Annotated in this window: 15 protein-coding genes; 4 read left to right on the forward strand and 11 right to left on the reverse strand. The window is 76.0% G+C overall.

Annotation, left to right across the window (positions count from 1 at the left end; translation table 11 throughout):
• Positions 1–4 precede the first annotated feature (4 nt).
• The 8 genes from BLT72_RS12865 to BLT72_RS12900 form a co-directional block, all read right to left on the reverse strand.
• Positions 5–1,426: an NAD-dependent malic enzyme gene (locus tag BLT72_RS12865; protein WP_091413274.1), complete on the reverse strand. Its 1,422-nt coding sequence runs from the start codon at positions 1,424–1,426 to the stop codon at positions 5–7.
• Between the two features lie 85 nt (positions 1,427–1,511).
• A complete protein-coding gene (locus BLT72_RS12870) occupies positions 1,512–2,699 on the reverse strand; it encodes a VWA domain-containing protein (protein WP_091413276.1) in 1,188 nt (395 codons plus the stop codon).
• Positions 2,696–5,128 (reverse strand): DUF5682 family protein, encoded by a 2,433-nt coding sequence (locus BLT72_RS12875; RefSeq protein ID WP_231930034.1) that lies wholly within the window; start codon positions 5,126–5,128, stop codon positions 2,696–2,698. Before BLT72_RS12875 ends, BLT72_RS12870 begins: the two co-directional genes overlap by 4 nt.
• Positions 5,125–6,243, reverse strand: coding sequence for an ATP-binding protein (locus BLT72_RS12880; protein ID WP_091413278.1), 1,119 nt, complete (start codon positions 6,241–6,243; stop codon positions 5,125–5,127). The genes BLT72_RS12875 and BLT72_RS12880 overlap by 4 nt, the downstream gene beginning before the upstream one ends.
• Entirely contained in the window at positions 6,240–7,139 is a 900-nt protein-coding gene (locus BLT72_RS12885) for a DUF5691 domain-containing protein (RefSeq protein WP_157720475.1), read from the reverse strand. Before BLT72_RS12885 ends, BLT72_RS12880 begins: the two co-directional genes overlap by 4 nt.
• Entirely contained in the window at positions 7,139–8,473 is a 1,335-nt protein-coding gene (locus BLT72_RS12890; protein WP_091413282.1) for an SWIM zinc finger family protein, read from the reverse strand. The genes BLT72_RS12885 and BLT72_RS12890 overlap by 1 nt, the downstream gene beginning before the upstream one ends.
• A 107-nt stretch (positions 8,474–8,580) precedes the next feature.
• Complete coding sequence (folP, locus tag BLT72_RS12895; RefSeq protein WP_231930036.1) at positions 8,581–9,480, reverse strand: dihydropteroate synthase; 900 nt, start codon at positions 9,478–9,480, stop codon at positions 8,581–8,583.
• 28 nt (positions 9,481–9,508) lie between these two features.
• Complete coding sequence (locus BLT72_RS12900) at positions 9,509–10,939, reverse strand: MFS transporter (protein ID WP_231930037.1); 1,431 nt, start codon at positions 10,937–10,939, stop codon at positions 9,509–9,511.
• Between the two features lie 112 nt (positions 10,940–11,051).
• Here BLT72_RS12900 and BLT72_RS23085 point away from each other — a divergent pair, with 112 nt between their 5' ends.
• The 3 genes from BLT72_RS23085 (at position 11,052) to BLT72_RS12915 (ending at position 12,752) form a co-directional block, all read left to right on the forward strand.
• Positions 11,052–11,402, forward strand: a complete 351-nt coding sequence (locus tag BLT72_RS23085; protein ID WP_231930039.1) for an MmcQ/YjbR family DNA-binding protein — start codon at positions 11,052–11,054, stop codon at positions 11,400–11,402.
• 84 nt (positions 11,403–11,486) lie between these two features.
• Positions 11,487–12,095, forward strand: a complete 609-nt coding sequence (locus tag BLT72_RS12910; protein WP_091413288.1) for a DUF805 domain-containing protein — start codon at positions 11,487–11,489, stop codon at positions 12,093–12,095.
• A gap of 171 nt (positions 12,096–12,266) precedes the next feature.
• Positions 12,267–12,752, forward strand: a complete 486-nt coding sequence (locus tag BLT72_RS12915) for a thermonuclease family protein (protein WP_197677021.1) — start codon at positions 12,267–12,269, stop codon at positions 12,750–12,752.
• A 35-nt stretch (positions 12,753–12,787) separates the two neighbouring features.
• On the opposite strand, the gene BLT72_RS12920 is transcribed toward BLT72_RS12915, so the two are convergent.
• The 3 genes from BLT72_RS12920 to BLT72_RS12930 are packed head-to-tail and all read right to left on the reverse strand — an operon-like array spanning position 12,788 to position 16,489.
• Positions 12,788–13,399, reverse strand: a complete 612-nt coding sequence (locus BLT72_RS12920) for a class I SAM-dependent methyltransferase (protein WP_091413292.1) — start codon at positions 13,397–13,399, stop codon at positions 12,788–12,790.
• 46 nt (positions 13,400–13,445) lie between these two features.
• Positions 13,446–14,834 carry a sensor histidine kinase gene (locus BLT72_RS12925; protein WP_091413293.1) on the reverse strand — a complete coding sequence of 463 codons (1,389 nt, stop codon included), beginning with the start codon at positions 14,832–14,834 and terminating at the stop codon, positions 13,446–13,448.
• Entirely contained in the window at positions 14,834–16,489 is a 1,656-nt protein-coding gene (locus BLT72_RS12930; RefSeq protein ID WP_091413295.1) for an FAD-dependent oxidoreductase, read from the reverse strand. The genes BLT72_RS12925 and BLT72_RS12930 overlap by 1 nt, the downstream gene beginning before the upstream one ends.
• Positions 16,490–16,832: 343 nt before the next feature.
• On the opposite strand from BLT72_RS12930, the gene BLT72_RS12935 reads away from it, so the two are divergent.
• Positions 16,833–18,422 carry an alkaline phosphatase D family protein gene (locus BLT72_RS12935; protein ID WP_091413297.1) on the forward strand — a complete coding sequence of 530 codons (1,590 nt, stop codon included), beginning with the start codon at positions 16,833–16,835 and terminating at the stop codon, positions 18,420–18,422.
• The last annotated feature ends 1 nt before the right edge of the window (position 18,423 follow it).

Here is an 18,423-nt window from a genome sequence, read left to right on the forward strand (position 1 = left end):
CGTCCTAGACGACGACGTCGGGGTCGGTGGGCAGCTCGGCGGGGCCGCCGGCAGCGCGGCGGACGGCGGTGGCGACGGCGGTGTGCACCTCGGCGTTGAACACGCTCGGGGTGATGTAGGCGGCGTTCAGCTGGTCGTCGGTGACCACGCCGGCGAGCGCGCGGGCGGCGGCGAGCAGCATGGTGGTGGTGATCTCCTTCGACCGGGCGTCGATGAGGCCGCGGAAGACGCCGGGGAAGGCCAGCACGTTGTTGATCTGGTTGGGGAAGTCGGAGCGGCCGGTGGCGACCACGGCCGCGTGCTGCATGGCCTCCAACGGGTCGACCTCGGGCTCGGGGTTGGCGAGGGCGAAGACGATCGCGTCGTCGGCCATCCCGGCGATGTCGTCCCCGGTCAGCAGGTTGGGCGCCGACACCCCGATGAACACGTCCGCCCCGACGACGGCGGCGGTCAGCGAGCCGGTGACGTCGAGGGCGTTGGTGTGCTCGGCCAGCCAGGCCAGCTCCCCGGTCAGCCCGGGACGGCCGCGGTGGACGACGCCCTCGATGTCGGAGACGACGATGTGCCGGACCCCCGCGGCGAGCAGCAGCTTGATGATCGCGGTGCCGGCCGCGCCGGCGCCCGACATGACGATCCGCACGTCGGCGATGCCCTTCTCGACGACGCGGAGGGCGTTGTACAGCGCGGCGAGCACGACGATCGCGGTGCCGTGCTGGTCGTCGTGGAAGACCGGGATGTCGAGCTGCTCGCGCAGCCGGGCCTCCACCTCGAAGCAGCGCGGGGCGGAGATGTCCTCCAGGTTGATGCCGGCGAAGCCGGGGGCGACGGCCTTGACGACCGCGACGATCTCGTCGACGTCCTGGGTGTCGAGGCAGAGCGGCCAGGCGTCGATGTCGCCGAACCGCTTGAACAGCGCGGCCTTGCCCTCCATGACCGGCAGCGCCGCCTCGGGCCCGATGTTGCCCAGCCCCAGCACGGCCGAGCCGTCGGTGACCACGGCGATGGAGTTCCGCTTGGAGGTGAGCCGGCGGGCGTCCTCCTTGTTCTTGGCGATGGCCAGGCAGACGCGGGCGACGCCGGGGGTGTAGACCATCGACAGGTCGTCGCGGTTGCGGATCGGGTGCTTGGAGCGCATCTCGATCTTGCCGCCGAGGTGCATCAGGAAGGTGCGGTCGCTGACCTTGCCGATCGTGACGCCGGGCACGGCGCGCATGATCTCGACGAGCTCGTCGGCGTGGTCGGTGTCCCGCGCGGCGCAGGTCACGTCGATCTGCAGCCGCTCGTGGCCGGAGGCGGTGACGTCGAGGGCGGTGACGCTGCCGCCGGCGCCCTCCACGGCCGAGGTCAGGGCGGAGACCGAGCTGCCACCTGCGGGCACCTCCAGCCGCACCGTGATCGAGTACGAGACGGAGGGGAGGGCGCTCACGCCCCGCATCCTCTCACGCCTCCCGCCGGGCGGGCGGCGACGGCGGCACGGGCGCCGACGGCTCCCCGCGGGCGGCGTCCGAGGCTCAGCCCGGAGGTGCCGCCTGCTCCCGGGCGGTCGTCTCGGCCCACAGCCCGACGTCGCCCCGGCTGAGCGCGACGGCCAGCAGCTCGGGGAACTGGTCGGGGGTGCAGGCGAACGCGGGGACGCCGAGGGCGGCGAGGGCGGCGGCGTGCTCGTGGTCGTAGGCGGGGGCTCCGGAGTCCGCCAGGGCCAGCAGCACGACGACCAGCACGCCGTCGGCGACCAGCTGGTGCACGCGGCGCAGCATCTCCTCGGCGAGGCCGCCCTCGAACAGGTCGGAGATGAGGACGAGCACCGTCTCCTCCGGCCGGGTGACCAGCGACTGGCAGTAGGCCAGCGCCCGGTTGATGTCGGTGCCGCCGCCCAGCTGGCAGCCGAACAGCACCTCGACGGGGTCGGCCAGCTGCTCGGTGAGGTCGACCACCTCGGTGTCGAACACCACCAGCGAGGTGCGCACCGTCCGCAGCGAGGCGAGGGTCGCGGCGAAGACGGCGGCGTAGACGACCGACTCGGCCATCGAGCCGGACTGGTCGAGGGCGACGACGACGTCCCGCGACACCGTCCGGGACGCCCGCCGGTAGCCGACCAGCCGTTCCGGCACCACCGTCCGGTGCTCGGGCAGGTAGTTCCGCAGGTTGGCGCTGATCGTCGCCGGCCAGTCGATGTCGGCCGGGCGCGGCCGCCGGGTGCGGTCGGCCCGGCTGACCGCCCCGTTGACCGCCGCCGTCGTCCGGGTGGCGATCCGCCGCTCGATCTCGGCCACCACCTTGCCGACGACCAGCCGGGCGGTGCGCCGGGTGGTCTCCGGCATCACCCGGTTGAGCCCGATCAGCGTGCTCGCGAGGTGGACGTCGGGCTGCACCGAGTCCAGCAGCTCCGGCTCGAGGAGCATCGAGGTGAGCTGCAGCCGGTCGATGGCGTCCCGCTGCATGACCTGCACGACGCTGGTCGGGAAGTAGGTGCGGATGTCGCCCAGCCACCGGGCGACGCCCGGCGCCGAGGACCCGAGCCCGCCGGCCCGCCGGGAGCGGGTGCCGCCCTCGCCCTCGCCGCCGTCGTAGAGCGCGGCGAGGGTCCGGTCCATGGCCACCTCGTCGGCGGTCAGCGTGGCGTCCAGCTCCTCCTCGGCCGCCCCGCCGAGCAGCAGCCGCCAGCGGCGCCGCCCCTCCTCCTCCGCCGGCCCGCTCACCGGGCCCCGCCGAGGATGAGGTCGACGGTGTCCAGCGCGCCGTGTGCGAGCTCCTCGTCGAGCTCGACCGCGACCGGCGACGACGCAGCCGGCCCGCCCCGGGCCACCAGCCGCCCGGCCAGCGAGCGCCGCTCGGCCGGGGTGAAGGTGCCGAAGGTCCGCCGGACCAGCGGCAGCAGGTCGGTGAACTCCCGCTCGTCCAGCGAGGTCACCCAGCCGTCGAGCAGGTCCCGCAGCTGGGCGTCGTGGAGGAGCAGCAGGGCGCCGTCGGCGAAGAAGCCCTCCACCCAGGCCGCCTTGGCCGCGGCGTCGACGCCGTGCGAGAGCGCGCGCTCGACCCGGGCCGGGACGTCGTCGAGCCGGTCCGCGTCGACCAGCAGCCGGACCACCCGGCCCAGCAGGAGGCCGTGCACGTCCCGTCGGTCGACGACGGTGGCGAGGGCGCCGAGCCAGCGCTCGCGCAGGCCGGTGCCGGCCAGCAGCTCGACGTCCTCGGTGGAGGCGGCGGCCTCGGCGAGCAGGCCGACGGCCGCCCCGACCTGGTCGACGAGCCCCCGCAGCCGGGCGGCGCTGTCGTCGTCCAGGCTGCCGACGGCCTGCGGCAGGCCGGCGCAGATCCGCAGCACGAGCACCTCGCTGACCTGGCGGAGCGCGCCAGTGTCGGTGCGCCGGACGTCGCCGTAGCGCTGGGCGCGGGCCAGCGGCGGCAGCGCCTCCATCAGGTGGACGACGTCGGCGTCGAGCGCCGCCCGCTCCGCCAGGACGGTGAACAGCCGCTGCAGCGCGTCGGGGAGGCCGGCGAGCAGGCAGTGCTCGACGGTCCGGGTCAGCTCGACGAGGCTGCCGCCCTCCAGCCGGTCGTGCACGCGGGCGGTGGCGGCCGACTCGACGGTGGTGCCCCAGACGGCGGCCCGGACCAGCGCCACCGCGAGGGCGGGCCGCCAGGTCGCCGACCAGGTCTCCCGGAAGGTGCCCTGGCTGTCCACGCCGCTGTCGGCGGGGGTCACCCAGTCGATGCCGAGCAGGCGCAGCCGGTGGAACAGCTGGGAGCGGGCCTGGTCGACCGGGCGGCGCAGGTCGAGGTCGAGCACCCGGGCCTTGGGCTCCCGGCGGACGCGCAGCCGCCGGCAGGTGGCGACGAGGTCGGCCTCCAGCGGGACCATCGGCACGGCGGGGTCGACCGCCCCGAGGGCCTCCCCCACCACCAGGTCGGCGGTGACCAGCCGGGCGGCGCGGTCGTCGCCGTCGCAGAGCACCGCGCGGGTCGCCTCCTGCACCTCGGCGAGGCCGGCGAGCGGCCGCAGCCGGAGGGCGGCCAGCGTCTCGGCCAGCCGGACGGCCTCGATGACGTGCGCGCTGGAGACCACGAGGTCGTGCCGGCGCAACGCGTGCGCGACGTGGGTCAGCCAGCGCACCACCGGCGCGTCGGGGGCGGTCCAGAGGTGCTCGTACCAGCCGGGCGAGGTGATGCCGGCGCCGTACCCGCTGGCTGTGGCCAGGTGCCCGTGCGTCCACGGCACCCAGGTCAGCGTGACCTTCCGCTTCGGGGCGCCGCGCAGCACCCGGGCGTCGGCGACCGCGGGCGGCAGCGGCCAGGTGAGCGCGGGGGCGTGCCAGGCACCGCAGACGACGGCCACCCGGCGGCGGCCCCGCTTCACGGCGGCGCGGATCGTCTGGCGCATGTGGGCCTCCCGCCGTTCCTCGCGCAGGGCGTCCTTGCCGGCGGGCCGGCCGACCTCGCGGCGCAGCTCGGCCATCGCCTCGGTCAGCAGCGGGAACGGCGACGAGCCGTCCAGCCGGGCCTCGACCACGTCGTCCCACCAGCGCTCGGGGTCGTCGTAGCCGGCGGCCTCGGCCAGCGCCCGCAGCGGGTCGGCCCGCGCCCAGCGCCGGGGGTCCAGCGCGGCGTCGGGGTCGGCGACCGCGACGGCCGGTCCCGGGGCCCCGCCCCCGGGCGCCACCCCGGCCCCGTCCTCCGCGCCCGGCCCGTCCGTCGCCGGTTCCGGCGGCTCGGCGTCGAAGAGGTCGGCCCGCTGCGGTGCGAGCACCTGGGCGGCCGGCAGGTCGCACATCCCCACCTCCACGCCGGCGCCGAGGGCCCAGCGCAGCGCCTGCCACTCGGGGGAGAACACGGCGAAGGGCCAGAAGGCGGAGACGGCCGGGTCGTCGGCCGCGTAGGCCAGCAGCGCCACCGGGGGGGCGGTGCCGGCGGCCGCGGCGAAGTGCAGCAGCGGGTCGGCGTCGACCGGACCCTCGATCAGCACCACGTCGGGGGCGAAGGCCTCCAGCGCGGTCAGCAGCGAGCGCGCCGACCCCGGGCCGTGGTGGCGGATGCCGTACACCTCGACCTGCGGCTCGACCGGGCCGGCGGGAGCCTCCGCGCGCTCCGGTGCCGGAGCCGCGGCCGGCTCGACCGCGCTCGCCGTCACCCCACCTCCCGGCAGGCGCGGTAGAACGCGGCCCAGTCCTCCCGGGGCCGGACGACGACCTCCAGGTACTCGTCCCAGGCGACCTGGTCGGAGACCGGGTCCTTCACCACGGCCCCCACCAGCCCGGCGGCGACGTCCGCGGCCCGCAGCTGGCCGTCGCCGAAGTGCGCCGAGAGCGCCAGCCCGCTGGTCACGACCGAGATGGCCTCCGCCGTCGAGAGGGTGGCCGACGGGCTCTTGATCCGGGTGCGGCCGTCGGCGCTCAGCCCCGACCGGAGCTCCCGGAAGACGGTGACGACGCGGCGGATCTCCTCCACTGCCGTCGGCACGGCGGGCAGCTCGAGGGAGGACGCCATCTCCGCGACCCGGCTGCTGACGATGGCCACCTCGTCCTCCTCCCGGGCGGGCAGCGGCAGCACGACGGTGTTGAACCGCCGGCGCAGCGCCGACGACAGGTCGTTGACGCCCTTGTCGCGGTCGTTGGCGGTGGCGATCACGTTGAAGCCCTTGAGGGCCTGGACCTCGTCGCCCAGCTCGGGCACCGGCAGCGTCTTCTCCGACAGCACGGTGATGAGGGCGTCCTGGACGTCGGCCGGGATGCGGGTGAGCTCCTCGATCCGGGCGATCGCCCCGGTCCGCATGGCCACCATCACCGGCGACGGCACCAGGGCGGCGTCGCTCGGCCCCTCGGCCAGCAGCCGCGCGTAGTTCCACCCGTAGCGGATGGCGTCCTCGGTGGTCCCCGAGGTGCCCTGGACCAGCAACGTCGAGCGGCCGGAGACGGCGGCGGCGAGGTGCTCGGAGACCCACGACTTCGCGGTGCCGGGGACGCCGAGCAGCAGCAGGGCGCGGTCGGTGGCCAGGGTGGCCACGGCGACCTCGACCAGACGTCGGGAGCCGACGTACTTGGGGCTGACCGGTGTGCCGTCGGGCAGCACGCCGCCCAGCAGGTAGGTGACCACGGCCCAGGGCGACAGCCGCCAGTGCGGCGGCCGGGGCCGGTCGTCGGCCGCGGCCAGGGCGGTCAGCTCGGCGGCGTAGACCTGCTCGGCGTGCGGCCGGAGCGGCTCTCCCGCGGTCGCCGGCGTGGGGACGGCCTCGGTGGTCGTGGTCATGGCTGCTCCTGGTGCTCGGGGGCGTCGGTCGGGTCGCCCGGGAGGGCGTCGAGGTCGAAGGCCTGGTCGACGGCCGCCCGGTCGGCGGCGGCCGCCGCGGCGGCGGCCACCGCTTCCTGCACCAGGCGCAGGCCGGGCAGGCCGCGTTGCGGGCCGTCGGGCAGCGCGTCGGCCGCCTGCTGCAGGAGGTCGGCGTCGGCGGTGGCCAACCGGGCGCCGACGGCGGCGCCGTAGCGGCTGGCCCGCCAGCCCAGCTGGCCGGCGAGCAGCACCCGCAGGGCCGCGACCGCGAGCTCGCGCGGCCAGGGGGCGGGGACGTCGAGCGCCAGCTCCGGCCGGGCGCGCACGGCGGCCTCGTCGGGGACGCCGACCGGGGGGTCGGCGGGCCGGCCGGGCACCGGCCGCTCGAGGACCTCGGCGAGCCGGGACCAGGCCGGGTTCTGGCGGACGAACCAGACGCCCTGGGCGCCGAGGGCCTGCGCCAGCACCCCGCGGTCGAGGTCGGGGCGGGTGGCGGCGAAGGCGGCCAGCTCCGTCCAGTGCTCCGGGGCCGGGCGGACCCCGCGGGCGGCGGCGGCCCCGAGCCAGGCGTTCAGCAGCTCCGGCACCGGCCGGGCGAGCAGTCGCGTCAGCAGCTCCTGCGCCGCCGCGGACGCCCACGGTGCCGGGTCGTCGGGGGCCTGCGGCGGCGCCGGGCAGCGGCCGAGCGGGCGGGCGGCCCGGTGCCGTGCCCGCTGCCGGACGGCGTGGTCCAGCAGCACGGCGCTGGCGGGGGCCTCACCGTCCGCCGCGCTGGCGGTCAGCACCTCCGGCGGCAGGGGCCGGCGGTCGGTGCCCAGCAGGGCGACCGTGACCACCTCGCTCCACGCCGGGTCGCGCGGAGGTGCGGTGCTCATCAGGCCGCCCGCAGCACGGCGGCCCCGGTTCCGGCGGCCCCCAGCACGGCCAGCGGTCGGGCTCCCTCGGCGGTCCACTCGGCCATCACGGCGACGGTCCGGCCGCGGCCCTGGGCGACCAGCGGCCAGGGCTCGGCCCCGCCGACCAGCAGCGGGCAGCAGATCCCGTCGGCGTCGCGCAGCCGCCAGCCGGCGTCGCCGTCGGGCGGCACGGGCGCGGCCCGGAGCAGCACGGGCAGCCGGGCGGCCCAGGGGTCGGCGGCCAGCAGGTCGGCGAACCGCCGGCGCGCGGTGCCGAGGCCGTCCTCCGGCGGCCAGGGCTCGCCCCGGTGCGCGAGCGCAGGGTCGGCCGCCGTCGGTTCCCCGACCACGGCGCGCAGCTGGCCGGCCCCGGGGTAGAAGTGCAGCCGACCGACGAACCGGTCGCCGAGGACGACGGTGGTGTCGGGCGCCCCGCCGGGCGGGACGAAGGTCAGCCAGAGGGCCCACCGCCGGCTGTGCCGCCCCCACAGCCAGACGCGGCGGCTCTCCAGCTTCGACTCGACGGTGTCGAGCTGGCCGACGGCGAGCCACTCGTCCTCCACCGCGGGCCCGGCCAGCACGTCGGCCCGGCTGACGGGGTAGCCGACGTGCCCCCGGACCGTGGCCGCGAGGTCGGCCGGCAGGGTGTCGATCCGCCGGTGCGCCTGGACCAGCAGGTGCAGCGCGGCGAGCTGCTCCAGCACCCGCTCCGGCCAGCCCTCCCGGCCGAGCTCGCCCGGGATCCGGCGCAGCAGGCCGGCCACGCCGGGCGCCTGCGCGTCGACCATCCGGGCGGCGACGGTGTCGACGGCGCTCCAGCCGCCGCGCTCCAGCCCCGCCAGGCCGGTGCGGACCTGGTCGCCGATCCAGGTGCTCAGCTCGTCCAGCCCGCCGGCGACCCGCTCGGTCCGGGCGGCGGCGCGGGCCGCGGCCGCCGCCGGGTCGGCCAGCTCGCCGGCCGGTCGTGCGGGCGTGGCGACGGCAGGCGCGCCCAGCCGGCGGGCGACGAACTCCGGCGGCTCGTGCGCGTCGACCAGCCCGTCGCTCCACCGGAGCAGCAGGGCGAGCGCGTGCTTGCAGGGCACCTTGCGGCTGGGGCAGCCGCACAGCCAGCGGGCGGCGTCGACGTCGAGGACGACGTCGTAGGGGGTCGCCCCGCTGCCCCGGCAGCGTCCCCAGACCTGGGCGCCGGAGCGCCCCGTGCCGATCCACGCGGTACCGGGCACGCGGAGCGCCGCCTGCCGGGCGGCGGTGTCGGCGGCGAGCCGGAGCACGCGGGGCCGGTCCCAGACCTCCGCCGCCTCGCTGACCATGGGCAGGAGCGTAGTTCGCCCCGCTGACACCGCCCCGTCGCGGGACGACCGGGCGCGGACGGCGGTTCCGGGGCTCCGGACGTGCGCTCGGCGCACGGTCGCCCGGCTCAGTCGAGGTTGTGCCGCAGTCCGGTCGGCACCCGCAGCCCCAGCAGGGCCTCGGTCATCCGGGCGGCGGCGACGGCCGCCCCGACCTCGTGCATCCGCCACAGCCGCGCCCCACCGAGCGCGCAGGCGGTGGCGGCCGCGAGGGTCGGCGCCAGCCGCTGGGGCTTCGGGAGCCCCGTCGACTCCCCGACGAAGTCCTTGTTGGACACGGCCGCGAGCAGCGGCAGCCCCAGGTCGGCGATCTCGGGCAGCCGCCGGCTGAGCTCGAGGGTGTGCAGGGTGGTCTTGTTGAGGTCGTGCCCGGGGTCGATGACCAGCTGCTCCTCCCCCACCCCGTGGTCGAGGGCCCGCTGCACACGGGCCGCGAGGAACCGCTTCACCTCGTCGACGACGTCGTCGTAGCGCGGCCGGCGCAGGTGCTGGCGGGGCTCGGCCAGGCTGTGCGCCACCACGACGGTGGCAGCGGTGCCGGCGACCACGTCGGCCATCTCCGGGTGGTGCAGCCCGGTGGTGTCGTTGACGACGGCCGCCCCGGCCGCGATGCACCGGGCCGCCACCTCCGGCCGGAAGGTGTCGACCGAGATCACCACGTCGGTGGCCGCGGCGACGGCCTCGACGACCGGCAGCACGCGGTCCAGTTCCTCGGCCTCGCTGACGTCGGGGGTGTCGGGTGAGAACGGCACGCCGCCGACGTCCACCCACCCGGCGCCGGCGGCGGCCGCGTCGAGGGCGGCCTGCACCGCCCGCTCGAGGGCGTAGGTGCGGCCCTGGTCGTAGAAGGAGTCCGGCGTCCGGTTGACGATGCCCATGACGACGATCTCGTGGGCGAAGTCGAAGGTCCGCCGGCCGATCGTGCGGACGGGGTGCCGGAGCGGCGGCAGGTAGGGCAGGACGGTCACCGGGTCAGTGTTCCTCCTGGCCCGGCGCTCAGCGTCCGGCGACCTCGTCGCCGGCGCTCCGGTGCAGCACGAGTGCCTCGACCAGCGGGTGCAGCATCAGCACGGCCAGCACCCCGAAGGTGATCGCGTAGGGGGTGACCGGGTCGAGCCGGCCGGGTCCCGCCGTCAGGTCCACGACCCGCAGGACGACGGCACCGACGGCGACCCCGAGCCCGACCGCGACCTGCTGGAGGGTGGAGGCGAGGGTGTTGGCGTCGGTCATGTCGGCGGTGTCGAGGTCGGCGAACTGCAGCGAGTTGTAGGCGCTGAAGCCGACGGAGCGGAAGACGCCGCTGAGGACCAGGACGGCACCGGTCACGACCAGCGGCGTCCCCGGCCGCAGCATCGCGATCGCCACGAACACCAGCAGGCCGCCGACGATGCTGGCGATGAGCACGCTGCGGAAGCCGAACGTGCGGATCAGCGGGCTGGTCGCGGGTTTGATGGCCACGTTGCCCAGGAAGAGCAGCAGCACGAGGAGCCCGGCCTGCACCGGCGACCAGCCGAAGCCGACCTGGAACATCAGCGGCAGCAGGAAGGGGACGGCGCTGATCACCATCCGGTAGACCCCGCCGCCCAGGTTGCTGACCCGGAACGACTGCAGCCGCAGCGCGCCGAAGCGGAGCAGCGGGTGCGGGGTGCGCCGCAGCCACAGCGCGGTCAAGAGCCCCAGCAGCGCGGCCACGACGAGGGTGCCGGCCGGGGCGAGAGCCCCGCCGACGTGCTGGGGGCCCAGCAGCTCGAGCCCGACGAGCAGCGCGGCCAGGGTGCCGGCGCAGAGGCCGAAGCCGACCAGGTCCAGGGGCGGGACGGACGGCGTCCCGTCCAGCGACGGCACGATCCGGGCGGCGACCACCAGCGCGACCACCCCGAGCGGCAGGTTGATCAGGAAGATCCAGTGCCAGCTGGCGACGCTGACGATCCAGCCGCCCAGCGCCGGCGCGATGACCGGCGCCACCAGCGCCGGCCAGGTCAGGTAGGCGACGGCGTCCAGCAGGTCCTGCTTGGTGGTGACGCGCAGCACGACCAGCCGGCCGACCGGGACCATCAGGGCCCCGCCGACGCCCTGCAGCACCCGCATGCCGACGAGCACGGGCAGCGTCGTGCTGAGGGCGCAGAGCAGCGACGCCACGGTGAACACCGCGATCGCGGTCACCAGCACCCGGCGGCCCCCGAAACGGTCGGTCAGCCAGCCGCTGATCGGGATGCCGACGGCGATGGTGACGAGGTAGGCCGTCATGGCCAGGTTGATGTCGACCGGCGCGACGCCCAGGTCGGACGCGATGGCCGGGGCCGCCGTCGCGATGACCGTCCCGTCCAGGTTCTCCATGAAGAAGGTCCCGGCGACGAGCAGCGCCAGCGGCCGGTTCAGCGTCGCCGAGCGCCGGCGGAGGGGCCGGGAGGGAGCGGACGCCGTCACGGGGGACGACCCTACCGAACCGGTTCAGCCGGTGCGGCCGCGGCACCGACGGGAGCGGACCGGTCCCGTCGCGGACCTGCGCCCTGTCGGTGGTCGGTGGTTCCATGACGGGGTGGGGACGAGCAGCGACGACTTCGTGGACCTGGCGGGGCAGCTCGAGGACGTCGAGCACGTCGACCACGGCCGCTACCTCCAGTTCCTGGTGCACGGGCACGGGTTCGGCTACCTCTGGCTGCCCACCCAGACCGTCGGGCTCAAGCAGGAGCTCAGCGAGCAGATCGCGCTGGTGGCCGAGCGGCCCGAGGTGTTCGAGGTGCAGTTCACGACCGGGGCGTTCGGCTGGGTCGTCGTGCACCTGGCCGGGGTCGAGCGGCGCGAGCTGGCCGAGCTGACCTACGAGGCGTGGCGGCTGACGGCGCCGGCCGCCCTGCGCGAGCACCGCCGGGACCGGCTGCCGCGCTGACGGTCGGGGCGCGCCGGTCCCCGTCCCCGACCCCGGCGTCGCCGACGATGGCAGCCCCACCCTCCCCGCGTCAGGAGCTCCCTCGTGCCCGTCCCACCCCCCGGGTCCTGGCCCGTGCCGCAGCCGGCCGGCCCCGCGCCCCTCCACCTGCCGCAGTACGACGCCTCCATCGGCCAGGCGGCCTCCCGGTTCTGGCGCAAGTTCGCCGTCTTCTCGGGCCGGGCCAGCCGCAGCGAGTACTGGTGGTGGGCGCTGATCTCGTTCGTCGTCTCGGCGGTGCTGCAGCTCGCCGGCAGCCTCGCCACCGGCGGCGGCCTGCTGCTGGCCGGCACCACCCCGGCCTTCGACCTCCGGGCGGTGGTGCGGCCGCTCGCCCCGGCGCTGGTGTGGTCGCTGGTGGTGCTCGTCCCCAGCATCGCGCTGACCGTGCGCCGGCTGCACGACACCAACCGGTCCGGCTGGTGGTACCTGGTGGTGCTGCCCGGCCTCGCCGGCTCGGTCCTGCAGCTGGTTGCGTTCAGCGCGCTGGACGAGCAACGGCTGGCGTCGGGCGACCTCGGCGGCCTGGCGCTCGGTCCGCTGGTCGGCGGGCTGGTGCTCAGCCTGGTCGGGATCGTCGGCAGCATCGCCCTGCTGGTGTTCCTGGTCCTGGGGCCGGACCCGCGCGGCGCCCGCTTCGACCGGCGCGGCTGAGAGGTCACGGGCCGGGAACGATCCGGGCGCCGGGGAGGGCAACCGGCCCCGGTGCCCGGACCTGCTGCCGAGGATCCGGCGACCGCCCTCCTCCCCCGTGGCGTCGGTCAGGACGGAGGCCCTCGTGACGGTCCTGCTGCAACGCGCGCCCTGCTGCTCGGAGTCGCGGTCGTGACCGCGGTCGCGGTCGTCGTCGGCCTGCTCGCCCTGGCGGCCGACCGCCGCGAGGGGCAGCGCGACACGGTCGTCCGGGTGGTCGACGGCGACACCGTCGTCGTCGACGACGACGACGCGCAGCACCGCGTGCGGCTGCTCGACGTCGACACCCCGGAGACCGTGGCGCCGGGCCAGCCGGTGCAGTGCCTCGGCCCCGAGGCCTCCGCCTTGCTGGAGCAGCGGCTGCCAGTCGGCGCCGAGGTCGTGCTGGAGTTCGACGAGGACCGTCTCGACCGCTACGACCGCGAGCTGGCCGGGGTGTTCGACGCCGACGACGTGCTGGTCAACGCCGAGATCGCCCGGGCCGGGCTGGGCGTCGCGGTGGTCCACACGCCCAACCGGCGGTTCTACGCCGACGTCCTCGAGGCGCAGGAGGAGGCGGAGCGGCGGGAGCGCGGGCGCTACTCCCCGTCGCTGGCCTGCACCCCGGGGCCCCGGTGACGGTGGCGGTGGCGGGCAGCGCGCGGGGCGCGGCGTCAGGCCGTCGCCCGGCCCTCGTAGAAGTAGCGCGCCGAGCGGGGCCGCCCCGGCTCGTAGTAGCGGTCCAGCGACGCCCAGGTCAGCCCCACCCGTTCGACCAGCGAGGCCACGTCGCGGTCGAGGACGCAGCCGGCGACGCGCCGGTTCAGCCCGCTGCACCGCCGCTGCGCGCGGGCGACCGACGCGTCCGGGGCGAGGCCGTGCTCGACGAGGTGCAGGCTGCCGCCCGGCCGCAGCACCCGGCGGACCTCCCGCAGCGCCGCCACCGGGTCGGGCACGGCGCAGAGCGTCCAGGTGCACAGCACCGCGTCGACGTGGTCGTCGGGCAGCCCGAGCCGCTGCGCGTCGTCGCCCACGAGCGAGACCGGGACGGTCGAGGCCGCACGACGCCCGGCGGCCAGCTCCAGGGCCACCGCGGACGGCTCCACGGCGACGATGCTGCTCACGGCCGGCGGCAGGTGCGGCTGGTTGAGCCCCGAGCCGTACCCGAGCTCCAGGACGTCGCCGGTCAGCCCGGCGCAGACCCGCCGCCGGATCTCACCGGTGGCCGCGTCGCCGAGCGCCGCCGCCAGGAGCCGGGGCTGCACGTGCCGTCGGTAGAAACCCACGGGCTCACCCTGGCCGCGCGGCGCGGGGCCCGGCAAGAGAGCGGGATCAGGATGCGGGGCCGCGGACGGGGAGGCGGACCCGCAGCACGGTCCGGCCCGGCCGGGAGTCGATGGTGACGGTCCCGCCGTGCCGCTCCACCACGATCCGCTGCACGATGTCGAGGCCGAGGCCTGTCCCCCGGCCGACCTCCTTCGTCGTGTAGAACGGCTCGAAGGCGCGGGCGGCGACCTCGGGGGGCATCCCGGTCCCGGTGTCGCTGACCTCGACGACGACGTGGTCACCGTCCGCCGCGGTGCTCAGGCCCAGCATCCCGGTCCCGCCGAGCGCGTCGACGGCGTTGTCGAGGAGGTTCGTCCAGACCTGGTTGAGCTCGCCGGCGAAGGCGCGGACGCGGGGCACGTCGGCGCCGTAGCGACGTTCGACGGTGACCCCGGCGAGCTTGTGACCGAGCATCACGAGGGTGCTCTCCAGCCCGTCCCGGAGGTCGACGGTCTGGAGCGAGCCGCGGTCCATCTGGGAGTAGGAGCGCACCGCGGCCACCAGCTCGGAGACCCGCCGGGTGGACTCGCGGACCTCGCCCAGGAGCCTGTCCACCGCGAGCGTCGCCGCGACCCAGTCCAGGCCGGGTTCCAGCGCAGCCCCGTCCAGCACGGCGACCGCCCGTTCGCACCAGGCCTCGTCGGCACCGGCACCCGCCAGCGCCGGCCCGACCGACCAGGCCCGGGACAGCCCGCGCCGGCTCAGCCGGGTCGTCAACGCCTCCTCCGCGTCGGCGAGGGCCAGCAGGTCCACCGGAGGCGTCCGGCTCTCCAGGTCCAGCCGCAGCCGGTCGAGCTCGGTGAACTGCTCGGCGGTGATCTGGCTCCGGGCCAGCCGGCCGAGCGCGCTGAGCAGCTGCTGGGAGGCGCCGCCCAACGCGTCGACGGCCCGGGTGGCCGCCGACGCGGGGTTGTTGATCTCGTGGGCCAGGCCGGCGGCCAGGGTGCCGAGGGTGACCAGCGCCTCCCGCTGCCGAGCCGTCGACTCGATGGAGCGGGCGGTGCGGTAGAGCCCGGCGATCAGGTGCCCCCCGAACGGGAACCAGGCCCCCGTGAGGTCCCGCAGCACCTCGGCCGGCACCCGGAGGACCCGACCGTCGGCGACGCCGCGGCCCGTCGCCAGGTAGACCCCGTGCTCGTCCCAGGCCCGGAACCCCCCGGCCCAGCGGCCCGGCACGTCCATCCGGCCGACCACGGTGTCCTCCCGACCGACGTGCCGGACCAGCTCGACCGCCCCGTCCACCAGCACCCACCAGGCGTCGGCCGGCTGACCCTCGTGGAACAGCACGACGCCCGGCTCGACCCGCACCTCCGCCCCACCGCTGACGAGCGCCTGCAGCTGGGCGTCGGCCAGCCCGTCGAACAGGCCGAGCGGGCGGACGTCGCGGAGGTCCATCAGGTGCTGGCCAGGTAGCGGTGGACGAGGTGGACCGACATGGCGCCCTCGCCGACGGCGGAGGCCACCCGCTTCATGGAGTCCAGCCGGACGTCCCCCGCGGCGAAGACCCCGGGCAGGCTGGTCTCCAGTGCGTACGGGGGGCGCGGCAGCGTCCACGCCCCGGCGTGGGCCGGCAGCAGCAGGTCCTGCCCCGTCACGACGAACCCGTGGTCGTCCCGCACCACGTCGGCCCCCAGCCAGTCGGTGTGCGGGGTCGCGCCGATGAAGACGAACAGCCAGCCCGCGCTCACCTGCTCCCGGGTGCCGGACGCGTCCTCGAGGGTCAGCGACTCGAGGTGGCCGTCGCCCGCGCAGCCCACCACCCGCCGACCGCAGAGCACCTCGATGGTGGGTGCGGCCTCGATCCGGTCCACGAGGTAGCGCGACATCGACGCCTCCAGGGAGGCGCCGCGGACGACCATGACCACCCGGGCCGCGAACCGCGCGAGGTTGAGCGCGGCCTGGCCGGCGGAGTTGGCCGAGCCCACCAGGTAGACCTCGTCGCCCGCGCACTGGCTGGCCTCGCTGGCGGTCGCGCCGTAGTAGATGCCGCGGCCGGTCAGCGCGTCGAGACCGTCGGCCGGCAGGCGCCGGTAGGACACCCCGGTGGCCACGGTGACCGCGCGCGCCTCGATCTCGACGCCCCCGCTCAGCCGCACCGCCCGGACCGGTCCCCGGGCGTCCAGTCCCTCGACGGTGTGCGCGAGGACGATCTCCGCGCCGAACCGGGACGCCTGGGCCACCGCCCGGCGGGTCAGGTCCGCGCCACTGAGCCCGCGGGGGAAACCGAGGTAGTTCTCGATCGCCGCGCTCTGGCCCGCCTGTCCCCCGGGGGCCTCGCGCTCGACGATGACGGTGCTCAGCCCCTCCGACGCGCCGTAGACCGCCGCGGCCAGTCCCGCCGGACCGCCGCCGATGATGCAGAGGTCGTAGAGCGGCTGCTGCGCCCGGGTCGGCAGGCCGAGCGCGCCGGCGAGGTCGAGGGTCGACGGCGACCGCAGGGTGTCCCCGTCGGGCACCAGCACCAGGGGGAGGTCGGTGGGTCCGGCCCCGGCGAGGTCGCGGAGCCGCGACGCCTCCGCGTCGCGCTCGATGTCGTACCAGCGGTAGGGCACGTGGTTGCGGGCGAGGAAGGTCTTGACCTCATAGCTGCGCTCCGACCAGCGGTCGCCGACCACCCGGACGTCCGCGGTGTGGTCGGGGTGCTCCTCGCGCCAGTCGTCCAGGAGGTCCTGGACCACCGGGAAGAGCCGGTCCTCGGGCGGGTCCCAGGGCTTGAGCAGGTAGTAGTCGAGACCGATCTCGTTGATGGCGGAGATGGCGACGTCGGTGTCGGCGTACGCCGTCAGGAGCAGGCTCTTGGACCCGGGCGCGAGCTCCCGGGCCCGGTCCAGCACCTCGATGCCGGTCACCCCGGGCATCCGCTGGTCGGCCGCCACCAGCGCGACCGGTTGCCCCTGCAGCGCCAGTCGGTTCAACGCGTCCAGCGCCTGGGCTCCCGACGTCGCCCGGACGACCCGGTACTCCTCGCCGAAACGGTCCCGGAGGTCACGGGCGATCGCGGCCGACACCACCGGGTCGTCGTCCACGGTGAGGATCGCCGGTCGGGCCATCAGCGGCCTCCTCGCCTCTGCGGCGGTGGCCCCGGTCCTCGCGCGACCCCGCGATGGGCAGCAACGTAGCGCAGCACGACGCCGTCCGGCAGCCCTCCGCCCGGACGAGCCCGCCGCGGGCAACCCCCGTCCGGGACCGGTTCGGCGGCCGCCGACGCGCGGGCGCCGACGGACTGTCCCGCACCGGTCGCCGCGCAGGTCTTGACCGTTCACCCGGTCCACGGACGGTCGCCGAGGCTCCCCGCGCCGTTCACCACGGGGGCGCCGGACGGCGGTCTCCGGCTGGGAGGAAGGCCTTGCCCCTGCCCGCACCCGCGGGCCCGTTCCCCCCGACGGAGTTCTCATGGCCCCTTCCCCCGCCCTCTCCCGCCGCCACCTGCTGGGCTACGGCAGCGCCGGCGCGCTGCTGCTCGGCAGCGGCCTCGTCGACGTCGGCGACGCCGGCGCCGTCACCCGGCTGCGGCGCAACCCCTTCACCCTCGGCGTCGCGTCCGGCGACCCGCGTCCCGACGGCATCGTCCTCTGGACACGGCTGGCCCCCGAACCCTTCGAGCCCGACGGCCACGGCGGCCTGGGCCGGGGACCGGTCCGGGTCCGCTGGGAGGTCGCCGCGGACGAGCGGTTCCGGCGCGTGGTGCGCCGCGGCAGCGCCGTGGCCAGCGCCTCCCTCGGCCACTCGGTGCACCCGGAGGTCGACGGCCTGGAGCCCGACCGCCGCTACTGGTACCGCTTCCGCGTCGGCGACCACCTGTCCCCCGTCGGCCGCACCCGGACCTTCCCCCGGCGGGACAGCCGGCCCCGTGACCTGAGGTTCGCCTTCGCCTCCTGCCAGGCCTGGCACGACGGCTACTACACCGCCTACGACCACCTGGCGGCCGAGGACCTCGACCTGGTCGTGCACCTCGGCGACTACCTCTACGAGAAGGGGCTCAAGACGAACAAGCGCGGCGTCGACCTGCCGTCGCAGTTCGACCCCGAGGCGTTCAGCCTGGCCCGCTACCGGCTGCAGTACGCGTTGTACAAGTCCGAGCGCCCGCTGCAGCGCGCGCACGCCGCCTTCCCCTGGATCCAGACGATCGACGACCACGAGGTCGAGAACAACTTCGCCGACGACCGCTCCCAGGCCGACACCGGGTCCGACCAGGACCCGGCCGTCTTCCGCCGGCGCCGGGCGCGGGCCTTCCAGGCGATGTACGAGAACATGCCGCTGCGCCGCAGCCAGCTGCCGAAGGGACCGGACGTGCGGCTGCACCGCCGGCTCCCGTACGGGACCCTCGCCGACTTCACCATGCTCGACACCCGGCAGTACCGCAGCGACCAGCCGTGCGGCGACGGCGAGTCCGCGAGCTGCGACGAGCGCTACGACCCCGACCAGACGATGCTGGGCGGCAAGCAGCAGCGGTGGCTGCTCGACGGGTTCTCCCGCTCCCCGGCCCGCTGGCAGGTGCTGGGCAACCAGGCGCCGATGGGCCAGACCGACCTCACCCCCGGGAGTGCGGAGACGCTCGTCTACCTGGACCCCTGGGACGGCTACGTCGCCGAGCGGAACCAGGTGCTCGGCGAGGCCCAGGACCGCGGCGTCCGGAACCTCGTGGTCATCACGGGCGACCGGCACCAGAACTACGCCCTGGACCTGAAGCGGGACTACGACGACGCCCGCTCGCCGGTGGTCGGGACCGAGTTCGTCGGCACCTCGATCACCAGCGGCGGTGACGGCGGCGACCGGACACCGGAGATCGAGAACCTGCTGGCGGCCAACCCGCACCTCCGGTTCGCCAACTCCCAGCGCGGCTACGTCCGGGTGACCGTGGACCGGCACCGGTGGCGCAGCGACTTCCGCGTGGTGCCCTACGTGCTCACGGAGGGCGCGCCGGTGAGCACCCGCGCCAGCCTCGTCGTCGAGGACGGCCGGCCCGGGGTGCGGACCAGCTGAG

The sequence above is a fragment of the Friedmanniella luteola genome, from assembly GCF_900105065.1.
Lineage (GTDB): Bacteria > Actinomycetota > Actinomycetes > Propionibacteriales > Propionibacteriaceae > Microlunatus > Microlunatus luteolus.